Here is a 12251-nt window from a genome sequence, read left to right as displayed (position 1 = left end):
ACATTGCGAAGGGAGTCTCCCAGATGAATCATCCAGCCCGAAAAGGCTCGATCAGCCTGTTGGCCGGCGCGATGCTGCTGGCCAGCGCGACTGCCTTCGCCAATGTGGAGCCGGCGAAGCCTGCGACCGTGGCCAAGGAACTGCAACAGGCCAAGACCTACACCGTCAGCAGCGCACCAACCGCGCCGCTGGAACTGGCCACGCCGAAACTGCCGGACGTTTCCGGCTACACCGCCGAAGCCATCGCCGCGAAAATCGTGCGCAGCAAACCGGGCAAGATCAGCCTGCGCCGGATGATGCAGGAAGACGCCCTGAAGGACTTCATCGGTGGCGACAACAAGATGGCCGAGTGGGTGGTGCGTCAGCACGGTATCCCGCAGGCGATCTTCGTCGACGACGGCTACATGAACCTCAAGGACCTGGCGAAAAAGGTTCCCAAGCAGTACTTCAGCGAAACCTCGCCGGGGGTGTTCCTTTCCCGGTTGCCGATCGTGGTCGGTCGTCACGGCATCCTCGAAATCGACAAGCAGACCCAGGAACTGCGCCTGTCCCAGGAGGGCGGTGCGTTCCTGGTCAACGACGGCCAGCTGTTCGTGCGTGACACCAAAATCACCGGCTGGCGCGAGAAGGACAACGGCCCGGCGACGTTCAATTCGCCCAAGGAATTCCGTCCGTTCCTGCTGTCCTGGGGCGGCACCGAGACCTACATCGCCAACAGCAAGATCGCCAGTTTCGGCTACGCCAACAGTAAGTCCTATGGCGTGAGTATTTCCCAGTACACGCCGAACATGGCCAAGGTGCTCAAGCGTCCTGAGCCGACCGGCTGGATCGTCGGCTCGGAATTCTCGGACATGTGGTACGGCTTCTACTGCTATGAAACCCGCGACTTCGTGGTCAAGGGCAACACCTACAAAGACAACATCGTCTACGGCATCGACCCGCACGACCGCTCCCACGGCCTGATCATTGCCGACAACACGGTGTACGGGACCAAGAAGAAGCACGGGATCATTATTTCCCGTGAGGTCAACGACAGCTTCATCTTCAACAACCGCAGCTACGACAACCACCTCTCGGGCCTGGTGATCGACCGTAATAGCGTCAACAACCTGATCGCCCACAACGAGATCTACCAGAACCACACCGACGGCATCACCCTCTACGAGAGTGCCGACAACCTGTTGTGGGGCAATAAGGTCTTGAGCAACCGCCGCCACGGCATCCGCATTCGTAACAGCGTGAACATTCGCCTCTACGAAAACGTCGCCATGGCCAACGGCCTGACCGGTGTCTACGGCCACATCAAGGACCTGAGCAACACCGACCGCGACATCAAGCTCGACCCGTTCGACGCCCAGGTGTCGCTGATCGTGGTCGGCGGTGAGCTCGCGGCCAACGGCAGCGGACCGCTGTCCATCGACTCGCCGCTGAGTGTCGAGTTGTATCGCGTGTCGATGCTCGCACCGACCAAATCCAGCGGCATCAGCTTCACCGGCATCCTTGGCGAACGTCAGGATGAAATTCTCGACCTGCTGGTGCGCCAGCAGAAAGCCGTGCTGATCGACCCTGTCGAACGCCAGACCGAAATGCGGGACTGAGGATAATTTTATGCACCCACACTTGATCAAATTACTCAGCCTGTCGGCCCTGACCGCCGGCATTCTCGCGGCCAGCGGTGGTGCGCGTGCCGATGAAATCCAGGCACCAAAATTCTCTGCCGAACCGTGCTGCAGCCTGTGCCCGGCCGCCCACGACGCAAAGAACTACACCACCCGCTATCAGCAGAACTTCACCACGCTGGTGCAGGCCCAAGGCGACTGGCTGTTCCGTACGCAAGAGGATTTGCGCACCGAATTCGACACCACGCCCGCCGGCTACAAACGCATGAAACAACTGCACGATGCGTTCAAGAGCAAAGGCGTGGAACTGGTTGTCGTGTACCAGCCAACCCGTGGCCTGGTGAACCGCAACAAGCTCAATCCGGCGGAGAAGGCCAGCTTCGACTTCGACAAGGCACTGAAAAACTACAAGACCATGCTCGGTCGTTTCGCGCAGATGGGCTACGTCGTTCCGGACCTGTCGCCGCTGACCAACGAGTCGTTGCCCGACACCCTGCCCGCCCACGATTTCTACTTCCGTGGCGACCAGCACTGGACCCCGTACGGCGCCCAGCGCACGGCGAAAATCGTCGCCGAGAAGGTCAAGCAATTGCCTGAATTCGCCGACATTCCCAAGCGCGAATTCGAGACCAAAAAGTCAGGGCGCATGGGCAAGACCGGAACCTTGCACAACATGGCCGGTCAACTCTGTGGCACCAGCTACGCGATCCAGTACATGGATCAATTCACCACCGAGCCGAAGGGCGAAGCGGGCGATGGCGATTTGTTCGGCGACTCCGGCAACCCGCAGATCACCCTGGTGGGCACGTCCCACAGTGGCAAGAACTACAACTTCGCCGGATTCCTCGAAGAGGCCATCGGCGCCGACATCCTCAACGTGGCATTCCCCGGCGGCGGCCTGGAAGGTTCGATGCTGCAGTACCTGGGCAGCGACGAGTTCCAGAAGAACCCGCCGAAGATTCTCATCTGGGAATTCTCGCCGCTGTACCGCCTCGACCAGGAAACCATCTACCGCCAGATGATGGCGCTGCTGGACAACGGTTGCGAAGGCAAGGATGCGCAGATGTCCGGTAGCGCCACGCTCAAGCCGGGCAAAAACGAGTTGATGGTCAACAGCAAGAACATGGACCTGCGCAACAGCAGCCACCAGGTCGACATCCGCTTCGCCGACACCTCGGTGAAAACCCTGCAAGCCACCCTCTGGTACATGAACGGTCGCCACGAGGACATCAAGATCGACAAACCGGAAACCTCCGAGACTGACGGGCGTTTCGCTTTCGAGTTGCGCACGGACGAAGACTGGGCTTCGCAGAACCTGCTGGCCGTTGAAGTCCAGGGCCCCGAAGCCGGTGCCGCGCCTCAGAAAGTCGAAGCGAAAATTTGCAAACGCAACGTATTCCCGGGCGCCGAGCAGCGTACTGCTTCGGTCGGGCAATGAGGTCTGCTATGCGCTATCCGAAATTTTCAACACTGTTGGCACCCACGCTCCTGAGCCTGGCGATGTTCGCCGGAGCCACGCAAGCGGCTGCGCCACTGCGCCCACCCCAGGGCTATTTTGCACCTGTGGATAAATTCAAGACGGGCGACAAGAGCGAAGGCTGCGATGCGATGCCGACGCCGTACACCGGCTCGTTGCAATTTCGCAGCAAGTACGAAGGTTCCGACAAGGCCCGCGCGACCCTGAACGTGCAGTCGGAAAAAGCCTTCCGCGACAGCACCGCCGACATCACCAAGATCGAGCGCGGCACCAGCAAGCGCGTGATGCAGTTCATGCGTGACGGTCGTCCGGAGCAGCTTGAGTGTACGTTGAACTGGCTCACGGCCTGGGCCCAGGCCGACGCGCTGATGTCCAAGGACTTCAACCACACCGGCAAGTCGATGCGCAAATGGGCGCTGGGCAGCATGGCTTCGGCGTACATCCGCCTGAAGTTTTCCGACTCCCACCCGCTGGCCACCCATCAACAGCAAGCCCAGTTGATCGAAGCCTGGTTCAGCAAGATGGCCGACCAGGTGGTCAGCGACTGGGACAACCTGCCGCTCGACCAGACCAACAACCACTCGTACTGGGCTGCGTGGTCGGTGATGGCCACTTCCGTCGCCACCAACCGCCGCGACCTGTTCGACTGGGCGGTGAAGGAATACAAGGTCGGCGCCAACCAGATCGACGCCGACGGCTACCTGCCCAACGAACTCAAGCGTCAGCAACGGGCGCTGGCCTACCACAACTACGCCCTGCCGCCGCTGGCGATGATCGCCAGTTTCGCCCAGGTCAACGGCGTGGATCTGCGCCAGGAAAACAATGGCGCACTCAAACGCCTCGGTGACCGGGTGCTGTCGGGGGTGAAAGACCCTGACGAGTTCGAGAAAAAGAACGGCAAGGAACAAGACATGACCGACCTGAAGGAGGACATGAAATTCGCCTGGCTCGAACCGTTCTGCTCGCTCTACACCTGCACGCCCGAGGTGCTGGCGCAGAAGCACAAGATGCAACCCTTCAAGACCTTCCGCCTCGGCGGTGACCTGACCAAGGTCTACGACCCGGCCAATGAAAAGGGCAAGGGTTCATAACGCATAACCTTTGTAGGAGCCGGCTTGCTGGCGATGGCGGTATGACATTCACCATCGAAGTCGACTGATCTGCCGCCTTCGCCAGCAAGCCGGCTCCTACAAGGGATCGCGGTGGCTTTGAATGCAAGACATCCCCCAGTTTCTGTGGGGGGTTTGGGGGGGCCGTTGGCCCTTGACTGTTGGTTCAAACAAGGAGAGATCGGGATGGTTTTTTCGTCCAACGTGTTCCTGTTTTTGTTCTTGCCGATCTTCCTCGGCTTGTACTACCTGAGCGGGCAACGCTATCGCAATTTGCTGCTGCTGATTGCCAGCTACGTGTTCTACGCCTGGTGGCGTGTGGACTTCCTCGCATTGTTCGCGGCGGTCACGCTGTGGAACTACTGGATCGGCCTGAAAGTCGGCGCCGCAGGCGTGCGGACCAAACCGGCGCAGCGCTGGCTGCTGCTCGGCGTGGCCGTCGACCTGTGCATCCTCGGCTACTTCAAGTACGCCAACTTCGGTGTCGACAGCATCAACGCGATGATGACGTCGGTGGGTCTTTCGCCGTTCATCCTGACCCACGTGCTGCTGCCGATCGGTATCTCGTTCTACATCTTCGAGTCCATCAGCTACATCATCGACGTCTACCGTGGCGACACCCCGGCAACCCGCAACCTGATCGACTTCGCGGCGTTCGTGGCGATCTTCCCGCACTTGATCGCCGGCCCCGTGTTGCGTTTCCGCGACCTGGCCGACCAGTTCAACAACCGCACCCACACCCTCGACAAGTTCTCCGAGGGTTGCACGCGGTTCATGCAGGGTTTCATCAAGAAAGTCTTCATCGCCGACACCCTGGCGGTGGTGGCCGACCATTGCTTCGCCCTGCAAAACCCGACCACGGGCGATGCCTGGCTCGGCGCGCTGGCCTACACCGCGCAGCTGTATTTCGACTTCTCCGGCTACAGCGACATGGCCATCGGCCTGGGCCTGATGATGGGTTTCCGCTTCATGGAAAACTTCAAGCAGCCGTACATCAGCCAATCGATCACCGAGTTCTGGCGGCGCTGGCACATCAGCCTGTCGACCTGGCTGCGTGACTATCTGTACATCACCCTGGGCGGTAACCGCAAAGGCACGCTGATGACCTATCGCAACCTGTTCCTGACCATGCTGCTCGGTGGTCTGTGGCACGGCGCGAACATCACCTACATCGTCTGGGGTGCGTGGCACGGTATGTGGCTGGCGATTGAAAAGGCCCTGGGCCTGAACACTTCGCCACGCAGCATCAACCCGATCCGCTGGGCCCTGACCTTCCTGCTGGTGGTGATGGGCTGGGTGATCTTCCGCGCAGAGAACCTGCACGTCGCCGGGCGCATGTACGGCGCGATGTTCAGCTTCGGCGAATGGTCGCTGTCGGAGCTCAACCAGGCCAGCCTCACCGGTCTGCAAGTGGCGACGCTGATCGTGGCCTACGTGACCCTGGCGTTCTTCGGCATCCGTGACTTCTACACCAATCAGCCTCCGGTGAAGACCAAGCCTGCGGTGAACGTCGACAGCGATGGCCCGGCCGCCGCTACAGCGGGAACGATCAAGGCCGTGCCTGGGGATAACCCGGCGAACATCCACCAGCCTGGCTACACCGTCGGCGTCGACGCCCAGGTGCAACCGGCCTACTGGACCGCTGACTGGTCGCGTTACGCAATGCGCGCGCTGGTGCTGCTGCTGTTCATCGCCTCGATTCTCAAACTTTCGGCGCAAAGCTTCTCGCCGTTCCTTTACTTCCAGTTCTGAGGGATCTGACCATGACCCGCTCATTACGCATCTTCTACATCGCGCTGTTCCTGGTGACCCTGCTGGTGCTCGGTCTGTGGTCGGTGCGCAGCTTCTTCGGCTTCAGCACCAACGCCGATGCGACCGTGCTCAACGGTCGCTGGACCAAGGCAGTGGAAACGCACTACGACGACGAGTTCCCGATCAAGCGCCTGGGCACCAATCTCTGGGCCGCGCTGGATTTCAAACTGTTCAACGAAGGTCGTCCGGGCGTGGTGCTCGGCCGCGACCAGTGGTTGTACAGCGATGAAGAATTCCACCCGGTGGTCAACGAAGAGTTGAACCTGCAAGGCAACTACGCGCTGGTCGAAGGCGTGCGCCAAACGCTGAAAGCCAAAGGCGTACAACTGGTGATGGCAGTGGTGCCGGCCAAGGTGCGCCTGTACCCGGAACACCTCGGTGAAGTGAAACCGGCGAGCATTCACGCCAACCTCTACCAGGACTTCCACCAGCGCCTGGCCGCCGACCGGATTCCGGCCCCTGACCTGCTCGGCCCGCTGCAACAGGCCAAGCAGAATGGCCAGCAAGTGTTCCTGCGCACGGACACCCACTGGACCCCGGAAGGCGCCGAGATCGCCGCCAACCGTCTGGCCAAGACCATCGCCGACAAGTACCCGTTGAGTGGCGAGCCACAGCGCTTCGTCACTGAACCTGCAGAAACCGTCACGCACAAGGGCGACCTGCGTCTGTTCCTGCCACTGGACCCGCTGTTCGAAAACCTGATGCCCAAGGCAGAACCCTTGCAGAAGCGCAACACCGTGGCAGCGGATGACCAGCCAGCCGGTGACGACGCCCTGTTCGCCAACACCGAAGTGCCGGTGGCCCTGATCGGCACCAGCTACAGCGCCAACCCCAACTGGAATTTTGTCGGCGCACTGAAACAAGCACTGCACAGCGACGTGGTCAATTACGCCGAAGACGGCCACGGCCCGATCCTGCCGATGCTCAGCTACCTGAAAAGCGATGCTTTCAAGAACAGCCCGCCACAGGTGCTGATCTGGGAGTTCCCTGAACGATATCTGCCTGTGAACAACGAAATCGGCGACGCCGACCCGCAGTGGGTCGCAGAGCTTAAACAAGCCGGCGCCCGCCAACAAAACGTAGCCATCAACAACAAATCCGAGACGCCCGACCGGGCGCAAAACTGAAAGAGAGGTACACCATGACTTTCACTACTACTCCTCGTCGTCTCGCCAAGACCTTTGCCCTCGTTGCGGGCATGAGCGTGCTTTCGATGCAGGCCTTCGCCGGTGGCGACGCCGCCCTGTACGGCCCGACCGCACCGAAAGGCTCGACCTTCGTGCGCATCTACAACGCGAGCAACGCCGAAGTCAGCGCCACCGTCGGCAGCACCAACCTGAGCGATGTCGCGCCACTGTCGAGCAGTGACTTCAGCTTCATGCCGGGCGGCGACTACAGCGCCAAGGTCGGTAGCCAGAGCCTGCCGGTGAAACTGGCCGGCGACCACTATTACACCCTGGTCAACAACGCCAGCGGCGCACCGCAACTGATCGAAGAGCCGCCGTTCAAGAACAAGCAGAAGTCCCTGGTCCGCGTACAGAACCTGAGCGACAAGGCGCTGACCCTGAAGACCGCCGATGGCAAGACCGACGTGGTCCCGAACGTTGCGCCCAAGGGTCGCGGCGAGCGTGAAATCAACCCGGTGAAGGTCAGCCTGGCGCTGTATGACGGCACCACCAAAGTCGGCGACGTGAAACCGGTCGCCCTGGAACGCGGTGAAGCCGCGGTGCTGTACGTCACCGGCAGCGGCAGCAGCCTGTCGCCGGTCTGGGTGAAACGCCCGGTATCGACGCGCTAACAAATTTTCCGGACTGACACATGTCCCCCCTGTAGGAGCGAGCCTGCTCGCGAAAAACGTCAGGGCAACGCGTTTATCCAGACAGCACGCGTTTTCGTTGACGTCCATCGCGAGCAGGCTCGCTCCTACAGAGGACCGAGGCGTCAATCCGGACACGGAACAAAAACAAGAGTGAAACGACAGAACGCAGTAGCTCTAACCAATCGATTTTCAAGGAGTAACAACATGATTCCGGTGATCTTGTCAGGTGGTAGTGGCTCACGTCTTTGGCCGCTTTCCCGCAAACAATTCCCTAAGCAGTTCCTCGCCCTGACCGGCGAACACACCCTGTTCCAGCAAACCCTGGAACGCCTGGTGTTCGAAGGCATGGACACGCCGATCGTGGTCTGCAACAAGGACCATCGCTTCATCGTCAACGAGCAGTTGAGCGCACGCAAACTGGAAACCCAGCGCATCCTGATGGAGCCGTTCGGGCGCAACACCGCACCGGCCGTGGCCCTGACCGCGATGATGCTGGTCAACGAAGGTCGCGACGAGCTGATGCTGGTACTGCCGGCCGACCACGTACTGGAGGACCAGAAAGCTCTGCAGCGCGCCCTGGCCCTGGCCACCGTCGCCGCCGAAAACGGTGAAATGGTGCTGTTCGGCGTGCCGGCCACCAAGCCGGAAACCGGCTATGGCTACATCAAGTCGACCAACGACTCGCTGCTGCCTGAAGGCGTCAGCCGCGTCTCGCACTTCGTCGAAAAACCCGACGTCAAGCGCGCCACCGAGTTCGTCCAGTCCGGCGGTTACTTCTGGAACAGCGGCATGTTCCTGTTCCGCGCCAGCCGTTTCCTCGAAGAGCTGAAAAAACACGATCCGGACATCTACGACACCTGCCTGCTGACCCTGGAACGCAGCCACCAGGACGCCGACACCATCACCTTCGACGAAGCCACCTTCGCCTGCTGCCCGGACAACTCCATCGACTACTCGGTGATGGAAAAAACCCAACGCGCCTGCGTCGTGCCGTTGACCGCCGGCTGGAGCGATGTCGGTTGCTGGTCGTCGCTGTGGGAAGTCAATGCAAAAGACGCCAACGGCAACGTCACCAAAGGCGACGTGGTGATCCAGGACAGCAAAAACTGCATGATCCACGGCAACGGCAAACTGGTGTCGGTGATCGGCCTGGAAAACATCGTCGTGGTCGAAACCAAGGACGCCATGATGATCGCCCACAAGGACAAGGTCCAAGGCGTGAAACAGATGGTCAACACCCTCAACGAACAGGGCCGCACTGAAACCCAGAACCACTGCGAGGTCTACCGTCCGTGGGGCTCCTACGACTCGGTGGACATGGGCGGGCGCTTCCAGGTCAAGCACATCTCGGTCAAACCGGGCGCCTGCCTGTCGCTGCAAATGCACCACCACCGCGCCGAACACTGGATCGTGGTCAGCGGCACCGCCGAGGTGACCTGTGACGAGAACGTGTTCCTGCTGACCGAGAACCAGTCGACCTACATTCCGATCGCTTCGGTGCATCGCCTGCGCAACCCCGGGAAAATCCCGCTGGAGATCATCGAGGTGCAGTCGGGGAGTTATCTGGGTGAGGACGATATCGAGCGGTTTGAGGATATCTATGGTCGCTCGACGCCGGTTGAGCGTGGGGTTTCGGTGAAGACTATCGCGCAGTAAGCATCAAGCAAAACAAAAGCCCCCGTCCGGTCTGCTGCGTGCACTATCCGCAGTAAACTGGACGGGGGCTCTTTCCAATCAAAACAATTTTCTGATTTTGCTGAAAAGAGAATTCCCTGGTTTTTTACCCACAACGAATACGTGTCCGCGGCGGTTTCCAGGATTGCTGCTTTCTTCCCTCACTGAGTAACTCAGCCGCCTCAATTCTTGCGCCGCAACCTCTCTGTACGGGGCATGGCCATTAAAGAAAAAAACCTCGGCTCCTGGCCGCGACAATGCATCGGCTGCTTGAATCCAGGCCTGAATGTGCTCATTTTTAAATGGATTACGCGGTCCTCTGAAGAGATACTCAAAACTGATCACGTCAAACTGCTGCAACCCATCTCGACCAAGATCTGTGCCTCTGTAAGTGACCAGGTCAGCCGTAAGGTCCGCGTTCGCTCCCGCATCGATATCCACCGTAAAGTCATGCTCATGGGAGCTTCCCAAAGAACAGGCACCTCCTCGAATGCCACCCATGCTGGTCACGTTTTGCGGACTGGCACCACATCCCACGACCAATGTTCGCTGACTGTCCTTATGCGCCGCCAGGTATTGCAAAGGAGTCCATCGGGGTAGAGACGCATTGGCCATTGATGTACCCACAGTTGATTCCACTGAGTGTGACATTTCAGGGGGTAAATCTAGTTCCCTAGCTATGACAGGGTTGGCCTGATCAGCACCTACAACATTCTGCCGAGGATCGCGCTCATCCTTCACCACTACACCCTCTGGCAAACCTCGGACTTGACCATTAGCGTCACGAAAAACCAGGGGGCGGTTCGCGACCATGCAATATAGGTTGAGCCCATCAGCGATGCCCGCCGGGTCAACCGTTGTCCAACGCTGCAACCACGGGATGTAATATCTGAGCCCATAGTAATAAAGCCCCGTCGCATCCCGCTCCTTGCCCGAGTAACGCAACGTGCGATAACTCACCTCATTCGAATCTCCCCGTTCACTGAACGCCGTACTGCCAAACGGGTGATAGGTTTCACGGCTGATGACCTTGGCCTCGTGGTCCAATTCCAGAGCACATGAGCCGAGATGGTCGGCGAGGTTGTAGCGGTATTGGTCATTGGCCAAGTTGTTGGGCGGCGCACTTTCCCAATTCAGCACTTGCACCGTCGTGCGCCCGGCTTGGGCAGTGATGACATGAAGTATGTCATCATCTACGCGGCGTACTTCCAGCCCTGGAAAATAGCGGGTTTCGCTGATGACTGCGCGTGCATGGGTGTGGGCCGAGCGTATCTTGCGTTGACGCATGCCACCACCGCCGTAGATGTACCGCTCCGTGTCGTTGAGCTCCGACTCGCGCTCTACCGGGCACACCTGTTGAAGTTGATTGCGAACGTCCCAACTCAGTGTCCGGCCTTTTTCCAGCCTCAACAAATTGCCGCTTTCATCGAACGCTCCTGCTATTTCAGCGTCTGTCGGCGGGCGTCCATCCTGTACCAGCAAGCAACGATTACTGAATTTCGCTGCGGTCAAAACACGGCCATGTCGTTGGGGCCCTTGATGAGTCAGTTCCAGCAAATTACCGCCGGCATCGTAACGATACGTCTGCTGATAATTGGCGACGGCTTTGGGGTCTTCGATTTTGGACGGTCCGCGATTGGCACTCCCGGCCTCCCAACCGGTAGCCCGGATCAATTGCGACAGACTGTCGTACTCGTAACAGCTGACCGGCTCGATACGCTGATTGGCAAAATAACGAATGGGCAACCCCTTGTCATTGATGCAGAGGATATTACCCACCGGGTCGTGACGGTAACTCAGGTCTTGCAGCGATTGGTGGTTGGCACGCAAGGCCCGCAGGCGAATGAGCCGGTCATCCGAGGGACTGTAGTCGAACAGACTGATGACGCCGTTGCCTGAAATCTGACGTTCAACCTGGCCGTTGGCGTTGTAATCCATCGCGCGGACCATTTGCCGGGGCTCGGTCGTGCTTTTCAGGTGTAACCAACTATCACGCAACTGGCCATCAACGGTTTGGTTGAAACGCTGGCGATTACCTTGGGCATCGGTTTGCTCCAACCGGTCATCCAGGGAATTGAAACACCAAACGGTGTGGGCACCCTCGCCCGGCTCAAGCAGCACATTGCGCTCATTGATTGGCATTGGCCAATCCGGTGAATCCAGGTCTCGCAGAAAGTGCTGCGTCTGCTCAAGCAATGCGCCTGTCAACCCGAACGCGTTGAAGTGTCGCGTCCCCGCCGGGTCATCGTGGCGAATCAATTGGCCGCATTGGTTGTGGTCGGCAAAGGCAAGCTGCGCAGCGCCGTATTCGTAACGCTCTGTAGAGCGTGCCTGTTCAAACAATGCCACGGTACGCAACAGAGCATCGTACTCAACGCGACGCTGAGCGCCCCGACCATCCCAGCTCTGCACGACCTGTCCAGCCTCTGCAAACAGACTGACCCGCAGCCCCGCATCTACGCTCAGAGTGCTTAGCACCTTGCCACTCAGCGAGTATATCGTCGCCAGATTGGCAGGCGCCGATGGCTCCATTCCCAGACGCGGGTCCCACTCGGCCACCGCCCTGCCGGCACTGTCAAAGGCACTACGGTTGACGCGCGCCTGTGCTGGCAAGCCAGGAGTGTCGCGCCAGAACTGCACCCTGCGCACCGTCATTGCACGAGGGTCGCGGACACTCAACAGCGGAGTCTGCCAGTGAATCGATGGGCTGTTCACTGGCTGGCTCCACCTTGCGCGTTCAT

General features: G+C 59.6%; 8 protein-coding genes. 7 read left to right on the top strand and 1 reads right to left on the bottom strand.

The annotated features are described in order from the left end of the window. Nucleotides 1-23: 23 nt before the first annotated feature. The 7 genes from algG (at nucleotide 24) to KGA88_RS15835 (ending at nucleotide 9492) form a co-directional block, all read left to right on the top strand. A complete protein-coding gene (gene algG, locus KGA88_RS15865; protein WP_110660348.1) occupies nucleotides 24-1598 on the top strand; it encodes a mannuronan 5-epimerase AlgG in 1575 nt (524 codons plus the stop codon). Between the two features lie 10 nt (nucleotides 1599-1608). Next, complete coding sequence (locus KGA88_RS15860; protein ID WP_110660347.1) at nucleotides 1609-3057, top strand: alginate O-acetyltransferase; 1449 nt, start codon at nucleotides 1609-1611, stop codon at nucleotides 3055-3057. Between the two features lie 8 nt (nucleotides 3058-3065). Then, nucleotides 3066-4187 (top strand): mannuronate-specific alginate lyase, encoded by a 1122-nt coding sequence (locus KGA88_RS15855; protein WP_110660346.1) that lies wholly within the window; start codon nucleotides 3066-3068, stop codon nucleotides 4185-4187. 204 nt (nucleotides 4188-4391) lie between these two features. Then, on the top strand, nucleotides 4392-5957 hold the full coding sequence (locus KGA88_RS15850; RefSeq protein ID WP_223592463.1) for an MBOAT family O-acyltransferase: 1566 nt from the start codon (nucleotides 4392-4394) through the stop codon (nucleotides 5955-5957). 11 nt (nucleotides 5958-5968) lie between these two features. Then, nucleotides 5969-7144: an alginate O-acetyltransferase gene (locus KGA88_RS15845; protein ID WP_223592460.1), complete on the top strand. Its 1176-nt coding sequence runs from the start codon at nucleotides 5969-5971 to the stop codon at nucleotides 7142-7144. A 14-nt stretch (nucleotides 7145-7158) separates the two neighbouring features. After that, nucleotides 7159-7815 carry an alginate O-acetyltransferase AlgF gene (locus KGA88_RS15840; RefSeq protein ID WP_223592458.1) on the top strand — a complete coding sequence of 219 codons (657 nt, stop codon included), beginning with the start codon at nucleotides 7159-7161 and terminating at the stop codon, nucleotides 7813-7815. A 225-nt stretch (nucleotides 7816-8040) separates the two neighbouring features. Further along, the gene (locus KGA88_RS15835; RefSeq protein WP_110659741.1) at nucleotides 8041-9492 is read left to right on the top strand and encodes a mannose-1-phosphate guanylyltransferase/mannose-6-phosphate isomerase; all 1452 of its coding nucleotides are present in this window, start codon (nucleotides 8041-8043) and stop codon (nucleotides 9490-9492) included. Between the two features lie 78 nt (nucleotides 9493-9570). On the opposite strand, the gene KGA88_RS15830 is transcribed toward KGA88_RS15835, so the two are convergent. Further along, on the bottom strand, nucleotides 9571-12225 hold the full coding sequence (locus tag KGA88_RS15830; protein ID WP_223592456.1) for an RHS repeat domain-containing protein: 2655 nt from the start codon (nucleotides 12223-12225) through the stop codon (nucleotides 9571-9573). Between the last annotated feature and the right edge of the window lie 26 nt (nucleotides 12226-12251).

The organism is Pseudomonas sp. A-R-19 (genome assembly GCF_019956575.1).
Lineage (GTDB): Bacteria > Pseudomonadota > Gammaproteobacteria > Pseudomonadales > Pseudomonadaceae > Aquipseudomonas.
The sequence above is the reverse complement of the archived record's forward strand: the minus strand, read 5'-3'. Positions and strand labels throughout refer to the sequence as shown.

Bases quoted from the DNA above. Each gene is read 5' to 3' on its own strand.
- KGA88_RS15860 (WP_110660347.1), top strand. From the start codon at position 1,609: ATGCACCCACACTTGATCAAATTACTCAGCCTGTCGGCCCTGACCGCC.
- KGA88_RS15855 (WP_110660346.1), top strand. From the start codon at position 3,066: ATGCGCTATCCGAAATTTTCAACACTGTTGGCACCCACGCTCCTGAGC.
- KGA88_RS15845 (WP_223592460.1), top strand. From the start codon at position 5,969: ATGACCCGCTCATTACGCATCTTCTACATCGCGCTGTTCCTGGTGACC.
- KGA88_RS15835 (WP_110659741.1), top strand. From the start codon at position 8,041: ATGATTCCGGTGATCTTGTCAGGTGGTAGTGGCTCACGTCTTTGGCCG.
- KGA88_RS15840 (WP_223592458.1), top strand. From the start codon at position 7,159: ATGACTTTCACTACTACTCCTCGTCGTCTCGCCAAGACCTTTGCCCTC.
- algG (WP_110660348.1), top strand. From the start codon at position 24: ATGAATCATCCAGCCCGAAAAGGCTCGATCAGCCTGTTGGCCGGCGCG.
- KGA88_RS15850 (WP_223592463.1), top strand. From the start codon at position 4,392: ATGGTTTTTTCGTCCAACGTGTTCCTGTTTTTGTTCTTGCCGATCTTC.